The following is an 18,620-nucleotide window of genomic DNA, read 5'->3' on the forward strand; positions in this document are numbered from 1 at the left end:
GCGCGTAAATCTCTTAGATTTTGACGCTGACCAAATGGCAGCGTATGTCGCGGGCTTGAATGAAAAGCCCTTTAGGGCAAAACAACTCATGCAGTGGATACATCAGCGTGGTGTATCCGACATTAATGACATGAGTGATCTGGCAAAAAGCTTTAGAGCGATTTTGCTAGACAAAGCAGAAGTACTTTCTCTCCCCGTTATCAAAGATGAACATGCCGCAGACGGAACACGCAAGTGGCTACTGGACGTGGGCGTTGGGAATGCGGTGGAGTCTGTATTCATACCCGAGGATGATCGCGGCACTTTGTGTATTTCCTCGCAGGCGGGTTGTGCAGTCAATTGCCGCTTTTGCTCCACTGGATACCAAGGATTCTCACGTAATCTCACTTCTGGTGAAATCATTGGTCAACTATGGTTTGCTGAGCATCTTTTGCGCAATGATCCTGAAGCCGTCCGCAGAATTGAAAAATTTCCAACCCCTGGCTGGGAGCACACTGGTCGTGTCATTTCTAATGTGGTGATGATGGGTATGGGCGAACCTTTACTCAATTACGATAATGTGGTGTCAGCCTTACATTTGATGCTCGATGATAGAGCTTACGGCTTATCACGTCGACGAGTCACTGTTTCTACGTCTGGTGTAGTGCCAATGATTGATCGTTTGGCGCAAGACTGCCCAGTAGCACTTGCAGTGTCATTGCATGCGCCCAACGATGCATTGCGAGATCAGCTTGTGCCGCTGAATCAAAAATATCCGCTACGCGAATTACTGGCTGCCTGCGAGCGTTACCTACCTTTTGCTCCAAGAGATTTTTTAACTTTTGAGTATTGCATGCTGGATGGCATCAATGACTCAGATATTCAAGCTAAAGAATTGGTGCGCCTTCTCAAAAATATTAAGTGCAAGGTGAACCTGATTCCTTTTAATCCATTTCCTGAGTCTGAGCTTAAGCGCTCTTCCGCACAGCGTATTAGTGCATTTGCAAGTATTCTTCTAGATGCTGGCATGGTGGCGACTGTGCGCAAGACTCGTGGTGATGATATTGCTGCAGCCTGTGGTCAGCTAGCAGGAGATGTTGTGGATCGTACCCGCGTGCGCGAGCGTGCAGTTCATGATTCAGAGATTATTCATACACAAGAGCAGCCCATTGAATGGCTGAAGAAATTGGATAGCTAATGAGCGCCTTACCAACTTTGCCATTGGGCCCCGCCCCTAAACGCGCAACACGTCAAGCAACGGTCGCTTGGAAAACTAACATCATTACAGTTGGTGGTAATGCGCCAGTACGAGTTCAGTCCATGACCAATACCGATACTGCAGATGCAGTTGGCACTGCGATTCAAGTAAAAGAATTAGCGCGCGCTGGATCAGAAATGGTACGCATTACAGTTAATACACCTGAAGCTGCTGCCGCGGTTCCATATATTCGTGAGCAGCTTGATAAAATGGATGTGTTAGTCCCATTGATTGGTGACTTTCATTACAACGGGCACACCTTGCTCAGAGATTATCCCGAGTGCGCTAAAGCACTGTCTAAGTACCGCATTAATCCAGGTAACGTAGGCAAAGGCGCCAAGCGTGATCCACAATTTGCCCAAATGATCGAAGCAGCATGCAAATATGACAAGCCCATTCGGATTGGCGTGAACTGGGGTAGCTTAGATCAAGAGCTCTTAGCTTCTGTGATGGATAGCAATGCTGCCTTATCTGATCCTAAGACTGCACAAGAAGTCATGATTGAGGCATTGATTCAGTCGGCTTTGCAGTCGGCAGAAAAAGCGGTAGAGCTGGGAATGAATCCTAATCAAATTATGCTCTCTTGTAAGGTGAGCAATGTTCAAGATTTAGTGGCGGTCTATCGCGATTTATCGCGTCGCTCAGATTATCCTTTGCACTTGGGTTTAACCGAAGCGGGAATGGGTAGCAAAGGGATTGTATCTTCAACTGCGGCAATGGCTATCCTCTTGCAAGAAGGTATTGGCGATACCATCCGCGTATCACTTACTCCAGATCCTGGCGCACCCCGTGAAAACGAAGTCATTGTGGCGCAAGAAATTTTGCAAACGATGGGCTTGCGTAATTTCACACCAATGGTGATTGCTTGTCCTGGTTGTGGCAGAACCACGAGCACAACCTTTCAAGAGTTGGCGGCTAATATTCAGTCTTATTTGCGTCAGCAAATGCCCATCTGGAAAAAAACACATCCTGGAGTTGAAAATATGAATGTGGCTGTAATGGGGTGTATCGTTAATGGCCCAGGGGAAAGTAAGCACGCCAATATTGGTATTTCATTGCCGGGTACTGGCGAAGTGCCTGCAGCCCCAGTATTTGTTGATGGCATCAAGGTCAAAACATTACGCGGTGAAAATATTGCACAAGATTTTCAGGTGATTGTTGATGAATACGTCAAGCACAACTACGCAGCAAAAGTGTAATAAAAATAAGAATAAAAATGACCGATCAAAGTAATCAAACGAAAGCTCAGAAGGCGCAAAAGATTAATGGCGTTCGTGGCATGAATGATTTGTTGCCAGCTGATGCGGCTCAGTGGGCACATCTTGAGCAAGTATTACGTGATCTCACGCGAGCTTATGGTTATGAGTTTTTACGAACACCTATAGTAGAAGCTACTGCAGTATTTCAGCGCGGGATTGGTGAAGTAACCGATATCGTTGAAAAAGAAATGTATTCCTTCGAAGATCGTTTAAATGGTGAGCAGCTTACTCTGCGTCCTGAAGGCACGGCTGCATTAGTGCGTTCTGTGATTGAAAATAATTTGTTGTATGAAGGGCCAAAACGTCTCTGGTATACGGGGCCAATGTTTCGTCATGAGCGTCCACAACGAGGGCGTTACCGTCAATTTCATCAGTTTGGCATTGAGGCTTTGGGTTTTGCTGGTCCCGATATCGATGCAGAAATCATTCTCATGGGTCAGCGCTTATGGGATGAGCTTGGTTTAATAGGTGTCCGTCTGGAAATTAATTCTTTAGGACAAGCTCATGAGCGTGCAGAGCATCGCACAGCCTTAGTCGCCTATTTTGAAAAGCATCAAGCGCAATTAGATGAGGATTCACAGCGACGTCTTTTAAGCAACCCTTTACGAATTCTGGATACAAAAAATCCAGAGATGCAGGCATTAATCGAGGGTGCGCCAAAGTTATTAGATTTTTTGGGTGATGAATCGTTGCAACACTTTAATGCGGTTCAGGCTTTACTGAAAGCTAACAATATCCCGTGCAAGATCAATCCGCGTTTAGTGCGTGGTTTGGATTACTACAACCTCACTGTCTTTGAATGGATAACAGATGAGCTTGGCGCACAGGGAACGATTGCTGGCGGCGGGCGCTATGATCCCCTGATTGAGCGGATGGGTGGTAAAGCCGCTCCTGCTTGTGGTTGGGCTATGGGCATGGAGCGCGTCCTTGAGTTGATGATGGTTTCAAATTCACTTCCTGCACCACTGGCCCAATGCGATGTTTATGTGTTGCATCAGGGTGGGGAGACTTTCACGACCGCGATGATTATTGCTGAGCGTCTTCGTAGCGCCGGAATTGACACCATTCTCTTTTGCCCACCAGATGGTGATTCGGCTAGCTTTAAGTCGCAGATGAAGAAGGCAGATAGCAGTGGCGCTGCCTTTGCAGTCATTATTGGCCCCGATGAATTAGCTAGGAATGAAGCGCAATTAAAAGACCTGCGGGCCAGTGGTGAGCAAAAAGCTGTCCCTTTAGATGGGCTGCTAGAAGCCGTAATGGAAGCAATTGTTGGCGCCTCCGAATAGAATGAGCTTAGCCCTAAAAATAATGACCAATAAATGAGTTTGGATTGATATGCCTTTAGATTTACAAGAACAAGATCAGATAGACCAACTGAAAGATTTTTGGCAAAAATATCGTAACTTGATTGCTGGAGTTCTGACAACAGTTTTATTTACGTATGCAGCTTATAGTGCTTATTATTGGTGGCTCAATAATCAGGCTACAGAGGCTTCTAAGCTCTATGAAACGATGGTGACTGCAATTGCTAAGGGAGATAAAGATCTGACCTTGCGCGCCGCCAATGATCTACAAAAAGACTTTGCTCGCACTTCTTACGCTGCGATGTCTAGCTTAGTAGCTGCGAGAGTTGCTTCCGATGCTGGTGATAGTGCCAAGGCGATTGAGTATTTACGATGGGCTGCCAAAAATGCTTCTAATGATGCTTACTTAGCATTGGCAAAACTGCGCCTTGTCTCTCAGCTAATAGAGCAGGGAGGCGACCAAAATTTTGCTGAGGCTGATCAGATCCTGAAGGAAAAGCCTATTCAGGGATTTGAGGCTCTCTGGCTTGAGCGCCGAGGTGATTGGTACCTGGTGCAAAAGAAAAATGCTGAAGCAAAGGCAAGCTATCAAGATGCTTGGAAAAAATTAGATCAAGCAAAAGAATTGCCTGAAGAGGCACGCCGTCTCCTGAAGGTCAAGTTAGATGCGGTTGGAGGAGTGACTCGGTGATCAATGCAATGAACCATCAGAAAAAGCGGTTAGTAACCGCTCTTCTCATCGGCTCTCTTGCATTTACTTTGATTGGGTGCTCTGGTAGTGCGCGTGTCCGTAAGCCAGCAGAACTAACTCCGGTAACGAATCAGTTTGAAATGCTTCCTGTCTGGACTACCAATATTGGCTCGTCAGAAACATTTAATTTTCATCCCGCAGTTGCAGGAGACGGGGTTTACACGGCGTCTCATAGTGGGACTGTCACCAAAGTTGACTTAGCCACCGGTAAAAAAGTGTGGGAGGCCTCTGTGCCGGAACGCTTAGGTATTGGTCCTGGTACAGATGGAAATATTACCGTTGTTATTGGTATTAAAGGCACGGTTTATGCATTAAATGACACGGGTAAGCCGCTATGGAATGTCAATATTGCTAGCGAAGTATTGAGTGAGCCTGTAGTAGCAGGCGGCGTCGTAGTGATCCGAACATTGGATAATCGTTTCTTGGGATTAGATACCAAAACAGGTGCTCGTAAGTGGATTTATCAAAGACCGCAAGCTGCTTTATCTTTGCGCGTTGGCTATGGCATGTTACCCCTGAATAATGAGGTGGTAGTGACTGGATTTTCAGGTGGACGTTTTGGCATGATTGCGATTGCTAATGGCGGTTTAATCTGGGAGACCCCCATATCGTTCCCTAAAGGCTTTTCGGAAATTGAACGCCTTAATGATGTTACTTCTAAGCCAAGCTTAGAGGGGGATACCGTCTGTGCAGTGTCTTACCAAGGCCGTATTGGTTGTGGGCAAGTGAGGACTGGAAATCTCATTTGGTATAAAGATTTTTCTAGCTACACTGGAACCTCTCAAAGCGCCGAATTGGTTTTTTCGGCAAATGAAAAATCTGAGATCTCTGCATTCGCTACAAAAGATGGAACGCCAGTTTGGGAAAGCACTAAGCTCACATTCCGAGATGTAGGAGAATCTCTTGCCATTGGTCGTGTGGTATTGATGGGCGATGCTGAGGGTTACGTTCATACATTTACACAGGCGAAGGGCGATTATATTTCTCGCTTTCGTCACGATAGCAGTCCAATCTCAGCCGCCCCTGTTGCAGTTGGCGGCCTCATCTTGATTCAATCCCAAGGTGGAAAACTAGCAGCGTACAGTCCAAAATGAACCCAGTCATCACTATCGTCGGCCGTCCTAATGTCGGAAAATCAACTCTTTTTAATCGCCTGACTCGCTCACGCGATGCTTTGGTAGCAGATTTTTCTGGACTGACTAGAGATCGTCACTACGGTAAAGGTCGAATTGGTGAGCGCCCATTTATTTGTGTAGATACCGGTGGTTTTGAGCCGGTTGCCAAGACTGGCATCGTAGCCGAAATGGCTAAGCAAACGAAGCAAGCGGTAGCTGAATCTGACATTATTATTTTCTTAGTGGATGGCCGCTTAGGCATGGCGCCACAAGATCATGTGATTGCTGATTTCTTGCGTAAAACAGGTCGCCCCGTGATTTTGGCTGTTAACAAAACAGAAGGGATGCAGGCTGGCATTGTTACTGCAGACTTTCATGAGTTAGGTTTAGGCGAGCCCTTTCCGATTTCTTCAGCACATGGGGATGGCGTTCGCGGACTGATTGATGACGCATTAGATTCCCTGGGGATTGCCGAGCCTGACTTGGAAGATGTCGCAAATGACCCTAATCGTCCGATGAAGATTGCAGTAGTAGGGCGTCCGAATGTCGGTAAATCGACCCTCATTAATAAATTGATTGGCGAAGAGCGCGTCATTGCATTTGATATGCCTGGTACTACACGAGATGCTATTGAGGTGCCTTTTGAGCGCAATGGCAAACCTTATATCTTGGTGGACACGGCAGGTTTGCGTCGTCGTGGAAAAGTGTTTGAAGCGATTGAAAAATTTTCTGTAGTGAAAACTCTACAAGCCATTGCTGATTGCAATGTGGTTATCTTGATGCTGGATGCTCAACAAGATATTTCTGAGCAAGATGCACATATTGCGGGATTTATTGTGGAGGCAGGTCGTGCCTTGGTAGTGGCAGTGAATAAATGGGACGGCATTGACTCTTATGTAAAGGAACGCGCTCGTCTAGAAATTGCCCAAAAGCTCCGCTTCTTAGATTTTGCGAATGTACATCCGATTTCAGCCAAAAAAGGTACTGGTCTCAAAGAGTTGTTTAAAGATGTTGATGCGGCCTATGCTGCTGCCATGGCAAAACTGCCGACCCCGCGTTTGACTCGTATCTTGCAAGAGGCGATCGAGCATCAGCAACCTAAACGGGTTGGGATGGGACGTCCTAAATTACGTTATGCCCACCAGGGTGGTATGAATCCTCCTATTGTGGTGATCCATGGCAGCTCGCTCAGTGGCGTAACAGATAGCTATAAACGCTATTTGGAGGGTCGATTTAGGGACGTTTTCAAGTTGCGAGGCACCCCATTAAGAATTCAGATGAATACAGCGAAGAACCCTTACGTTGATGAGGATAAAGGAAAGAAAGGCAAAAAAAGGTGATTTCAGATAAGCTTTTCATTAGAGGCTTGATTTTTCATGAATTGGGCCAATATAGAACCTAGTCAGCACCACAAACGGATCATCAACATCATTACGGTTAGTAGCATTAATAAAAAAAGCAAGACTCCCAAACTAAAAAATCAAAAAGGAGCGGTATGAATAACAATAAAATCCAATTACTTCAGGATCCATTTCTCAATATATTGCGTAAAGAGCATGTACCTGTTTCAATCTACTTGGTGAACGGTATTAAATTGCAAGGCAATATTGAATCGTTTGATCAATACGTAGTGTTACTGCGTAATACCGTTACACAAATGGTTTACAAACATGCCATTTCTACAATTGTTCCTGCCCGTGCAGTTGATTTTCGATTAGAAGAAGGTAACCCTGTATAACACTGGAGTAGATGCGCCGCGTGCGGTCTTAGTTGGAGTCGACACTGGGCGGGAAGATTTTGCCGACAGTATGGCTGAGCTCAGTCTTTTGGCTGATAGCGCTGGCTCTATACCCACAGCCTCTGTGATTGCGCGCAAAGGTAAAACTGATCCCGCTTTATTTATTGGGTCGGGTAAAGTGAATGAACTCAAGCGCTTAATGGAGGAGCATGATGCAGAACTCGCCATTTTTAATCATCCGCTGTCTCCAACTCAACAGCGTAATTTAGAGCGTCATATTGGTCGTCATGTGATGGATCGTACGGGCTTGATTTTGGATATTTTTAGTCAAAGAGCTCAGAGTCATATTGGTAAGACTCAGGTTGAACTGGCGCAAGTGCGCTATCGGATGTCACGCTTAGTTAGGGCCTGGAGTCACTTGGAACGTCAGCGAGGTGGTATTGGTGTGCGGGGCGGTCCAGGTGAAACGCAGATGGAGCTTGATCGTCGTATGCTTGCTACTAAAGCCAAACGTCTTGAAAACGAGCTGGAAAAATTACAACGCCAACAAAGAACCCAAAGAAGGGCGCGTAAGCGTAAGGATATCTTTTCAGTATCTTTGGTGGGGTATACCAATGCGGGTAAATCAACCCTATTTAATGCGCTCACGAAAGCAGGCGCTTATGCCGCCGACCAGCTTTTTGCGACCCTAGATACCACCTCTAGAAAGGTGCATTTGGATGGTATTGGCTCCATCGTGGTTTCTGATACAGTGGGCTTTATTCGGGATTTACCTCACCAACTAGTGGAGGCTTTTAGGGCCACTTTGGATGAAACTATTCATGCTGACCTGATTTTGCATGTGATAGATGCTTGTAGCCCTGTTTCCAGGGAGCAAAAAGCTGAAGTAGAGGCTGTTTTGCAGGAAATTGGGGCTGATGAGATCCCCCGGATTGAGTTGATGAATAAGATCGACTTAATGCCTCAGACCTTTACCCGTGGGGCTGTTTTAGAGCGGGATGCTAATGGGCTTCCGAGTCAGATTTTTCTCTCTGCCCAGGCTGGATTAGGGCTAGATTTGCTTAGGTCAGCCTTAGCTGAATGCTCTCAAATGACTGATAGAATTAAGGTCGATCACAACCGTGCCAAGACGCAAATGGCCCCGGACGAGTTTTTAGCCCCTTTACCTGAACGACCAGAATCTTCTGAATTTAATCCGATTTCCAACCAAAGCTATTTTCATAATGATGCGTAAATTTTTAAATCTCTTTTCTGTTAACGATCCAGGTTGGGGCAATAGCCACAACACCGGTGGATCCAAAGATGCCAAAGGTGGGCAGGAGGGCGACCAGACTCCAAAAACAGATCCTGGAAACGGCAATCAACCAGTTGAAACCCAACCCAACAATCCCCCAGCGACTCCACCGGTAAAGCCGCCTGCTGCAAAGCCAGATGGACCACCGGATTTGGATGAGCTCTGGCGTGATTTCAATGACAGACTTGCCGGGATTTTTGGTGGCAAGAAAAAACCAGGATCTAGTAAGTCAGCTAATAAACCTAGGGTTGGAGATATTCCACCACCATCAGAGCGTGGTGGACAAGGTGGCGGAGGCGGTGGTGGCACCCCTAATTTCAATTTCACAAACCCATTTAGTTCTAAGACAACCGTTCTAGTGGCTGGGGGTGGCGTTTTCTTAATTTGGATCCTTAGTGGCTTGTTCATTATTCAAGAGGGCCAGTCTGGTGTGGTTACGACATTTGGTAAGTACACTTACACTGCAGGTTCTGGTATTAATTGGCGTATGCCTTGGCCTATACAGGCTGAGCAAATTGTCAATGTTTCCGCAGTGCGTTCTGTTGAAATTGGCCGCTCAATTTTGATTAAAGCAACCAATCAAAAAGATACTTCCATGCTCACTGAAGACGAAAATATCATTGATGTGCGTTTTGCAGTTCAGTACCGCCTAAAAGATCCAACAGATTATTTATTTAACAATCGCGATCCCGATACCACTGTAGTGCAAGCTGCAGAAACTGCTGTCCGTGAAATTGTGGCACGTAGCAAGATGGATACTGTTCTGTACGAAGGTCGTGAAAAGATTGCAATTGATTTGGCTGCCACGATACAAAAAATTCTGGATAGCTATAAAACAGGCATCTACGTTACAAGCGTGACTGTTCAAAACGTTCAGCCACCAGAGCAAGTACAGGCCTCATTTGATGATGCTGTAAAAGCAGGGCAAGACCAGGAGCGCTTAAAGAGCGAAGGTCAGGCATATGCTAATGACGTTATCCCCCGTGCCAAAGGTACAGCGGATCGACTGATTCAAGAAGCAGAAGGTTATAAGGCCCGCGTTATGGCGACTGCGGAAGGTGATGCCGCTCGCTTTAAGCAAGTGTATGCTGAGTATGCAAAAGCGCCTGCTGTTACCCGCGATCGGATGTACATCGATAGCATGCGCGAAATGTATAACAACGTTACTAAAGTTTTGGTGGATACCACCAAGGGTAATAGCATGCTCTATTTGCCTTTAGATAAGATCATCGCGCAAGTCAACTCAGAAAGCTCTCAAGTAGCAACTGGACAATCACCTGCGAGTACCCCGACTGGCTCAGTCACTGTAGGTGGTGCCACTGGTAATCCGGCTGCACCATTCTCCAATAACAGCAGTTCCCCGAATTTCAATTCAGGGTCTGCTAATTCTAATAATGCTGCAGATAAACGTGATGGTGGCTTACGTAGTCGCGATAGAGAGGTTAGATAATGAATGCAAATCGTCTCTTAGCTGGAGCTGCTGGGCTAATCGCTCTCATTTTTGTTTTGTCATCGAGTATTTTTGTTTTAGATCAACGTAACTTTGCTGTGGTCTTTGCTTTTGGGCAAATTGTGCGTGTGATCGAGCAACCTGGACTCCAAATTAAATACCCAGCGCCTTTTGAAAATGTGCGTTTCTTTGATCGTCGTATTTTGACAATTGATACTCCCGAGGCAGAGCGCTTTATTACCTCCGAGAAGAAAAATCTCTTGGTAGATTCTTTTGTGAAATGGCGTATCGTCGATCCCCGTAAGTTCTTCGTGAGCTTTAAGGGTGATGAGCGTTTAGCGCAAGACCGTCTGACCCAGCTAGTACGCTCAGCCTTGAACGAAGAATTTACTAAACGCACGGTTAGAGAGATCATCTCGGATCAGCGCGAAGAAGTAATGCAGGGTATTCGTAAAAAGGTAGCAATGGATGCGTCTGAGATTGGCGTAGAAATTGTGGATGTTCGACTCAAGCGCATAGATTTGTTAGCTGAAATTAGCGACTCCGTCTATCGCCGCATGGAGGCAGAACGCAAACGGGTAGCCAATGAATTACGCTCAACTGGAGCTGCAGAGTCAGACAAGATTCGCGCTAATGCTGAGCGTCAACGTGACACGATCTTGGCTGAGGCTTATCGTGACGCACAGAAGATCAAAGGTTCAGGCGATGCCAAAGCAACTGCCTTATATGCAGAAGCATTTGGGCGCGACGCTCAGTTTGCGCAGTTCTACCAAAGTCTTGAAGCTTACCGAAGCTCATTTAAAGATAAGAGGGACGTGATGGTAGTTGAACCGAGCAGCGAGTTCTTCAAGTTCATGAAGAAAAAGAATTAATAGCAAGTATTTGAGATCATGAATCGTTGGTTACTTCCTGAAGATATTGCAGATGTTTTGCCGGCTGAGGCTCGTAAGGTAGAAGTATTGCGCCGTGCCACTCTGGATTTGTACCAATCCTATGGTTATGAGTTAGTTGCACCTCCGATCCTAGAGTTTTTAGATTCATTACTAACAGGTACTGGATCAGATCTCAATTTACAAACCTTTAAATTGGTAGATCAATTGTCAGGTCGCACTTTAGGTTTACGTGCTGACATTACTCCTCAGGTAGCCCGCATTGATGCCCACCTTTTAAATCGTGCGGGAGTAACCCGTCTTTGTTATGCGGGTTCGGTTGCGCATGCGCGCACTCCGGTAGGAAGTTCTGCTCGTGAAGAATTACAGCTCGGTGCGGAGATCTATGGATGTGCAACTTGGGAGGCTGATTTTGAGGCCATTTCATTACTGTTAAAAACACTTGAGCTCGCAGGTCTAAGCAAGGTGTACTTAGATTTGTCACATGCTGGAATCTTGATGGGTATCTTGGATGGCCAAGACTTAGACAAGGAATCGATTGAGTCTCTTTATGATATTTTACAAAGTAAAGATCGCCCACGCTTGGGCCAATGGTCCAAATGCTTGCCAGCTAAAAAATTAGAAGCCCTTATGGCATTGACAGAGCTCAATGGCCCATGTGCACAAGTGATTATAAATGCAAAAAAGCTTTTACCTAAGCATGCTGCCATTGATCAAGCACTATCAGATTTAAGCCGTTTAGTAGATTCTTCGGCTCGTCTATCTAAAAATCTGGAGTTGAGTATTGATTTATCTGATTTACGCGGCTATCAATATCATAGTGGTGTGATGTTTGCTGCTTATATTGACAAGTTACCTCAGCCGATTGCGAGAGGTGGCCGTTATGACCATGTTGGACAAGCCTTTGGTAGATCTCGCCCAGCAACAGGCTTTTCTTTAGACCTTTTAACGCTTGCCCACTTATCGACTATGAGTGTTCGCAAGCCAGCGATTGCAGCACCCTGGATTGATGATGCAGCTTTAAATGCTTCCATTGCGCAGTTGCGTAATGCTGGTGAAGTCGTGATTCAGGTGTCGACCGGTGGATTAATTGAGTCAGCCGAGTATCAGTGCGATCGTGAATTAGTAAAGCAGGGTAACGCTTGGGAAGTTGTTCAAAAAAAGTAAGCGTTCGAGTATTTACTAGAAAAATTTAACCTTTTTTGTATTTATCTTTTTGGATTTCATTATGTCTTCAAAGCAGCAAGCTAAAGGTCGTAACGTCGTTGTCATTGGTACCCAGTGGGGCGATGAAGGCAAAGGTAAGGTAGTTGATTGGTTAACAGACCATGCCAAGGCGGTAGTGCGCTTTCAGGGTGGGCACAACGCTGGCCATACATTAATTATTGGTGGTAAGAAGACTATTTTGCGCTTGATACCCTCTGGAATCATGCATAAAGAGGTGATCTGCTATATCGGTAACGGCGTCGTTTTATCGCCTGAGGCACTCTTTAAAGAAATAGGCGAACTTGAAGCTGCTGGCTTAGATGTGATGTCCCGCTTAAAAATCTCTGAAGCAGCTACTTTGATTTTGCCTTATCACGTAGCCATTGATCATGCGCGTGAGAAAAAACGTGGTGAAGCGAAGATCGGTACTACGGGAAGAGGTATTGGTCCAGCTTATGAAGATAAAGTAGCGCGCCGGGCTTTACGTGTTCAAGATTTGTTTTATCCAGAGAAGTTTGCTCTCCAGCTAAAGGAGAATCTCGACTATCACAACTTCATGCTGACTAATTACTACGGTGCTGAGCCAGTGAGTTATGAAAAGACTTTGGCTGAAGCGATGTCTTACGCTGAGCGTCTTAAGCCAATGGTAATTGATGTATCAAGCGCTCTTTATGCTGCTGAACAAGCAGGTCAAAACCTATTGTTTGAAGGCGCACAAGGCACTTTGCTCGATATTGATCATGGCACCTACCCCTATGTGACTTCTAGCAATTGTGTAGCAGGGAACGCTGCTGCTGGATCTGGTGTTGGTCCAGATTCACTCCAATACATCTTGGGGATTACTAAAGCCTACTGTACTCGTGTCGGCGCAGGTCCTTTTCCAAGCGAGCTCTATGATCATGACAATCCTGCTAAAAAAGATCCAATTGGTATGCGCCTTGCGGAAGTGGGTAAGGAATTTGGCTCCGTCACAGGTCGCCCACGTCGCACTGGTTGGCTAGATGCTGCCGCACTAAAACGCTCAATTCAGATTAATGGTTTATCTGGTCTGTGCATTACCAAGCTTGATGTATTGGATGGCTTAGAAACGATTCGTTTATGCGTTGGTTATCACCTAGACGGTCAGAAATTAGATGTATTACCGCGTGGTGCAGAGTCCGTAGCGCGTTGTGAGCCTATTTATGAGGATTTCCCGGGTTGGAAAGGTAGCACTTACGGTATTCGAGAGTGGGATAAATTACCGGTTGAAGCTCAAACTTTCCTGCGCCGGATTGAAGCAGTTGCAGGTAAGCCGATTGCGATGGTCTCTACCGGACCAGATCGTGATGAAACGATCTTGCTGCAACACCCCTTTGAAGAGTAAAACACCATATTTGATTCAATTTTTTATTCACCTCCTTATTAGAAACCAAGGTTTACAAAATGACTGCCCGCACCACCTGTAATAGTCTCCAAGTTGCAACTCCGCTATATCGTTTTATTGAAGATAAAGTCCTCCCTGGGACCGGTATTAAAAGCGCGGATTTTTGGAAAGGTTTTGATGAGATCGTTAAAGATCTATCGCCCAAGAATGAAGCGTTACTTGCAAAGCGCGACCGCCTACAGGCTGATTTGGATAAATGGCACAAAGCTAATCTAGGCCCAATCAAAGATATGCCTGCCTACCGCAAATATCTGAAAGACATTGGCTATATCGATGATGTGCCTGCCAAGATTTTGGCTACTACTCATAATGTTGATGATGAATTAGCCCTTCAAGCTGGCCCCCAACTCGTCGTTCCAGTTCTCAATGCGCGCTATGCCTTAAATGCTGCTAATGCTCGTTGGGGCTCCTTGTATGACGCGCTATATGGCACAGACGTCATTTCTGAAGAAGATGGCGCTACCAAAGCGGGCGCCTACAACCCAATTCGTGGCGCAAAAGTAGTCGCATTTGCGCGGAACTTTTTAGATCAAGCTGTACCTTTAGCTAAAGGGTCCTACAGTGATGTAGTGGCGTATACCGTTGCCGATAAGAAACTTTCGGTTAAGTTAAAAGACGGAAGCACTACCGGCTTAATTGATGAGAAACAGTTCGTTGGCTATCCGGGCGATGCTTCTGCACCATCATCTATTTTGTTGCGTAATCATGGCATTCATATTGATATCGAAATTGATAAGAGCAAAACGATTGGTGCAACTGATCCAGCGGGTGTAAATGATGTAGTTCTTGAAGCTGCACTCTCAACTATTCTGGATCTAGAAGACTCAGTAGCGGTTGTTGATGCTGATGACAAGGTGCTCGCTTATGAAAATTGGCTTGGAATTTTAAAGGGCACCTTAGTTGAGCAAGTTAAAAAGGGTGACAAGACCTTTACTCGCACTTTAAATCCTGATCGTCAGTACAAAGCTGGGATTGGTGCAGTCAATGCTAAAGATGGTGTAGTGACTCTGCACGGTCGCTCACTCTTGTTCCTTCGTAACGTTGGCCACTTGATGACGAATCCAGCCATCATTACTGGTGAAGGTAAAGAGATCTACGAAGGTATCTTAGATGCAGTGGTGACCGTATTGATTGCTTTGTATGACATCAATCGTCCGGCAAGTCAGGCGATTGGCAATACCCGCAAAGGTTCTGTCTACATTGTGAAGCCAAAAATGCACAGCGCAGAAGAAGTGGCATTTGCTAGCGAGCTTTTTGCTCGGGTTGAGAAATTACTGGGCCTACCCGAGAACACAGTCAAGTTAGGAATCATGGATGAAGAGCGTCGTATGAGTGTCAATATTAAAGCTGCGATTGCTGCAGCTGGTGCTCGCGTTGCTTTTATTAATACCGGGTTCTTAGATCGTACTGGTGATGAAATGCATACGGGGATGTACGGCGGTGCCATGGTTCGCAAAGGTAGGATGAAGATCGCTAAATGGTTTGGAGCATATGAGCGCCGTAACGTATTAGCTGGTTTGGATTGTGGCCTACGTGGTCGTGCACAGATTGGTAAGGGCATGTGGCCTGCACCTGATCTCATGAGGGAAATGGTGGAGCAAAAAGCTGCGCATCCTCTTGCCGGAGCGAATACCGCCTGGGTACCATCTCCTACCGCTGCCACTTTACATGCAATGCACTATCACCATGTCAATGTTGCGCAGATCCAAGAGGATATGGAGAAACAAGATACTGCATCTGAGTATGAGGCCTTAACTGATGAGCTCTTAACTGTACCCATTGCGCTATATCCCGATTGGACTAAAGAGGAGATTCGCGAATCCTTAAATAACAATTGCCAAGGTATTTTGGGTTATGTGGTTCGCTGGATTGACCAAGGGGTTGGTTGCTCTAAGGTACCTGATATTTATAACGTTGGTTTAATGGAAGATCGTGCAACATTGCGTATTTCTAGTCAGCATATTGCTAACTGGTTACTACACAAATACGTCACTAAAGCGGAAGTTGAAGAAGCTATGCAGAGAATGGCGTCTATCGTTGATATGCAGAATGCCGGCGATCCCCTATATAAGCCAATGATGCCAAACTACAAAGATTCGTATGCCTTTCAGGCTGCAAGCGATTTGATCTTTAAGGGCCTTGAGCAGCCAAATGGGTATACCGAGCCATTACTTCATGCATGGCGCTTGAAGGTAAAGGCAGCACAAGCGAAGTAATTGATAGCTAAGGTCATCATGAAAATGGATTTGTCCCAGAGCAAATCCATTTTTCTTTGAACTTCTAGAATCTAATTGGCATACTGAACGAATGTTTGGCTTTTTAAATCCCTTTCGATCCCATCCATCATTTCCATTTCATCAAAATGATGGGGGTAGGGTAGCAGCAGGCTTTAAGGGTGGCGCTGGCGATTGTGTTGTGAGATCTATTGCGATCGCAGCTAATTTAGCCTATATCCAGGTCTATGAGGATCTGCGCGAGGCAAATGCTCGGTATGCGCTAGAGCGTGATAACAAGCTTTCAAGACTCTTAAATCAAAGAGGCTCCTCTCCACGGAACGGCAATCACCGCAAGGTATTTCACGACTATATTCTTGGGCATGGATTTGAATGGGTGCCAACGATGAAGGTGGGCTCGGGATGTCAGGTGCACCTCAGGCCAGATGAGCTTCCAACAGGCACTTTAATTGTTAAAGTTTCCAAGCACTTAACAACGATTGTTGATGGAATAATTCAAGATACACATGACCCTTCGAGAAGGGGAACTCGCTGTGTTTATGGTTATTACCTGAAGAAATAGAGATCAATTCAGTTAATAAAAAAGCCTCTAAACATTCTTAGAGGCTTTTTTATTAAACAGGCAATTTATTGCTTAAAAAGGCATTAAAGCACTGTTTTCTTACCAATTTCCGCTAAATTTATGGCTTTTCTGCTCCATATCCTTGGCTTCTGCCCATGCTGCTGAAAGTAGGGCAAAAAAGTCGCGAATTATGAATAAAGGCTTAAAACTGATGCTTGGTGAGGGTTGAAACTGCACTGTATTTGAGTGGTTCATTTTGCTTCTCCTTAAGGGTATACCCTATGATACACCCTATTCCCCAAAATTGTTGCAAAGCAACACATCAATGATTCCTGCGAAGATACTTTGCTCTCCAAGCTTCCCTGTAAATATTGGTCATACCGATCATGGCTGAAGTGGTCCAGGCTAATGAAAATAAGCCAGTAAAGGCAATAAAGAATGCGATTGTCTTCCATCCATGGGGAAGGTTGTCGGTAGCGAAACCTACTGTGGTGTAACAGCTGCCAGAAAAGACGATTGCCATTAAGGCATTGCTCACTAAATCGAGCTTCAACAGAAAGAAAGCCCATATCAATACTTCAAAGATATGAATCAGGGCAATAAAGATGAAGGCACCATAAAAGTGAATAAATATCCAGTTGTACTCTTTATGGGCCAAGTTACTTGTAGTTTGGCGTTCAAATCTCATGATGACGTGATTGATAGCGCTGCCATGAAAAATCAGCACTGCCAGTAAGAGTGCAGTGCCGACCAAAATCTCTCTGACTAGTAGCCAAAGAAATGAAAATTGGGTTATTGCAGTATCCATGGGAGTCATTTTAAGCTTATGAGGTCAATATCAGAACCCAATTGTGCTGTTCACATCATGATTGGCATGAAGGATGATAATGGCATACCCCCCAATTCAAGTAAAGCCAGCATTGAGCACACCATCATTTTTAGACAATAAGAGGCGAGAACGCTTCTTTTTATTTGCATTAGCTGGCATTCAGTTCACCCATATTTTGGACTTCATGATCATGATGCCCTTGGGCCCTGAATTTATTAAAGCATTCAATATCAATGCCCATCAATTTAGTTTCTTACTGTCTTCTTATACATTTGCTGCGGCCATTGCAGGGATCTTTGCTACCTACTATATTGATCGCTTTGAGCGTCGACAATTGCTCTTGAGTTTATATGGCTGTTTCATTGTGGCTACCTTGGCTTGTGGGCTGGCGCCTAGTTACGAAACACTATTCATTGCAAGAGCCTTTGCAGGTGCATTTGGGGGCATCTTAGGATCTCTAGTGCAGACGATTGTTGCAGACTCGATTCCATTTGAGCGAAGGGGTAAGGCCTTGGGGACAGTAATGGCTGCTTTTTCGGTTTCCACAGTAGCTGGCGTGCCCTTAAGTTTATTGCTAGCTGACCATATCACTGCATTGGGTTGGCGTGCCCCATTTATTTTTATAGCACTCGTCTCTCTGGTGATCCTGTATTTAGCTTATCGCAATATTCCCAAGATTGCTGGTCATCTAGATCACGTACATGAGGGCAGCAGATTGAGTCAGATTTTTAAGATTATGATGGCTCACAAACATATCAAGGCCTTTATCTTTATGGCCTTCATCATGATTACCGGGTTTTCTGTGATTCCTTATATTGCTCTGTATCTCACCGCGAATGTAGGCATTGATAACTCGTATATCTCACTCATTTATTTATGTGGCGGTACTGCGACCCTCATGAGCTCACGTTTTATCGGACATATGGCTGATCAATACGGTAAGGCAAAAGTCTTTAGAGTCTTGGCGGTGGTGAGCTTAATACCGTTACTGGTGGTAACGAACTTACCAGTAACTCCCTTATGGATTGTTTTAATTAATTCGACAGCATTCTTTATTTTGGTATCTGGCCGAATGATTCCTGCAATGGCAATGGTGAGTCAGATAGTAGACAATAAAATTCGTGGGACTTTCATGAGTCTGGTTGGCTCAGTTCAAATGTTGGCGTCTGGAATAGCAACAGTATTGGCTGGTATGGTAGTAACCATTGGGGCTGATGGCAAAATGGAGCACTACAACATCGTCGGTTATGGCGCTGCATTTTGTGGGCTTCTGACAATTTGGCTGGTAGGATATATTCATTCGGATAACAAAAAAACGTAGAGGAGTA

Annotated in this window: 17 protein-coding genes; 15 read left to right on the forward strand and 2 right to left on the reverse strand. The window is 45.3% G+C overall.

The genetic code is table 11. The annotated features are described in order from the left end of the window. Positions 1-34: 34 nt before the first annotated feature. From rlmN to ABWP14_RS02930, 14 genes are all read left to right on the forward strand, one after another. Entirely contained in the window at positions 35-1,177 is a 1,143-nt protein-coding gene (gene rlmN / locus ABWP14_RS02865; protein ID WP_502930135.1) for a dual-specificity RNA methyltransferase RlmN, read from the forward strand. After that, positions 1,177-2,436 (forward strand): flavodoxin-dependent (E)-4-hydroxy-3-methylbut-2-enyl-diphosphate synthase, encoded by a 1,260-nt coding sequence (gene ispG / locus ABWP14_RS02870; protein WP_353201477.1) that lies wholly within the window; start codon positions 1,177-1,179, stop codon positions 2,434-2,436. Before rlmN ends, ispG begins: the two co-directional genes overlap by 1 nt. Positions 2,437-2,453: 17 nt before the next feature. Next, positions 2,454-3,782, forward strand: a complete 1,329-nt coding sequence (gene hisS, locus ABWP14_RS02875; protein ID WP_353201478.1) for a histidine--tRNA ligase — start codon at positions 2,454-2,456, stop codon at positions 3,780-3,782. Positions 3,783-3,831: 49 nt separating this feature from the next. Further along, on the forward strand, positions 3,832-4,491 hold the full coding sequence (locus tag ABWP14_RS02880) for a YfgM family protein (protein WP_353201479.1): 660 nt from the start codon (positions 3,832-3,834) through the stop codon (positions 4,489-4,491). Positions 4,492-4,499: 8 nt separating this feature from the next. Then, the gene (gene bamB, locus ABWP14_RS02885) at positions 4,500-5,645 is read left to right on the forward strand and encodes an outer membrane protein assembly factor BamB (RefSeq protein ID WP_353201480.1); all 1,146 of its coding nucleotides are present in this window, start codon (positions 4,500-4,502) and stop codon (positions 5,643-5,645) included. After that, a complete protein-coding gene (der, locus tag ABWP14_RS02890) occupies positions 5,642-7,006 on the forward strand; it encodes a ribosome biogenesis GTPase Der (protein ID WP_353201481.1) in 1,365 nt (454 codons plus the stop codon). Before bamB ends, der begins: the two co-directional genes overlap by 4 nt. Before the next feature lie 155 nt (positions 7,007-7,161). Next, positions 7,162-7,404, forward strand: a complete 243-nt coding sequence (gene hfq / locus ABWP14_RS02895; protein WP_353201482.1) for an RNA chaperone Hfq — start codon at positions 7,162-7,164, stop codon at positions 7,402-7,404. Continuing rightward, complete coding sequence (gene hflX / locus ABWP14_RS02900; RefSeq protein ID WP_353201622.1) at positions 7,397-8,638, forward strand: GTPase HflX; 1,242 nt, start codon at positions 7,397-7,399, stop codon at positions 8,636-8,638. The genes hfq and hflX overlap by 8 nt, the downstream gene beginning before the upstream one ends. Continuing rightward, positions 8,628-10,148, forward strand: a complete 1,521-nt coding sequence (gene hflK, locus ABWP14_RS02905) for an FtsH protease activity modulator HflK (protein ID WP_353201483.1) — start codon at positions 8,628-8,630, stop codon at positions 10,146-10,148. Before hflX ends, hflK begins: the two co-directional genes overlap by 11 nt. Further along, the gene (gene hflC, locus ABWP14_RS02910; RefSeq protein WP_353201484.1) at positions 10,148-11,020 is read left to right on the forward strand and encodes a protease modulator HflC; all 873 of its coding nucleotides are present in this window, start codon (positions 10,148-10,150) and stop codon (positions 11,018-11,020) included. Before hflK ends, hflC begins: the two co-directional genes overlap by 1 nt. Positions 11,021-11,038: 18 nt before the next feature. After that, entirely contained in the window at positions 11,039-12,205 is a 1,167-nt protein-coding gene (locus tag ABWP14_RS02915) for an ATP phosphoribosyltransferase regulatory subunit (protein WP_353201485.1), read from the forward strand. Positions 12,206-12,266: 61 nt separating this feature from the next. Beyond that, complete coding sequence (locus ABWP14_RS02920) at positions 12,267-13,607, forward strand: adenylosuccinate synthase (RefSeq protein WP_353201486.1); 1,341 nt, start codon at positions 12,267-12,269, stop codon at positions 13,605-13,607. Between the two features lie 59 nt (positions 13,608-13,666). Next, a complete protein-coding gene (locus tag ABWP14_RS02925) occupies positions 13,667-15,883 on the forward strand; it encodes a malate synthase G (RefSeq protein ID WP_353201487.1) in 2,217 nt (738 codons plus the stop codon). A gap of 91 nt (positions 15,884-15,974) precedes the next feature. After that, entirely contained in the window at positions 15,975-16,463 is a 489-nt protein-coding gene (locus tag ABWP14_RS02930) for a hypothetical protein (RefSeq protein ID WP_353201488.1), read from the forward strand. Positions 16,464-16,562: 99 nt separating this feature from the next. On the opposite strand, the gene ABWP14_RS02935 is transcribed toward ABWP14_RS02930, so the two are convergent. Both ABWP14_RS02935 and ABWP14_RS02940 read right to left on the reverse strand, forming a co-directional pair. Continuing rightward, positions 16,563-16,718, reverse strand: coding sequence for a hypothetical protein (locus ABWP14_RS02935; protein WP_353201489.1), 156 nt, complete (start codon positions 16,716-16,718; stop codon positions 16,563-16,565). A 67-nt stretch (positions 16,719-16,785) separates the two neighbouring features. After that, positions 16,786-17,271 (reverse strand): hypothetical protein, encoded by a 486-nt coding sequence (locus tag ABWP14_RS02940; RefSeq protein ID WP_353201490.1) that lies wholly within the window; start codon positions 17,269-17,271, stop codon positions 16,786-16,788. Between the two features lie 79 nt (positions 17,272-17,350). On the opposite strand from ABWP14_RS02940, the gene ABWP14_RS02945 reads away from it, so the two are divergent. Next, positions 17,351-18,613 carry an MFS transporter gene (locus tag ABWP14_RS02945; RefSeq protein ID WP_353201491.1) on the forward strand — a complete coding sequence of 421 codons (1,263 nt, stop codon included), beginning with the start codon at positions 17,351-17,353 and terminating at the stop codon, positions 18,611-18,613. Positions 18,614-18,620: the final 7 nt, after the last annotated feature.

This window comes from Polynucleobacter sp. (genome assembly GCF_040400325.1).
Classification (GTDB): domain Bacteria; phylum Pseudomonadota; class Gammaproteobacteria; order Burkholderiales; family Burkholderiaceae; genus Polynucleobacter.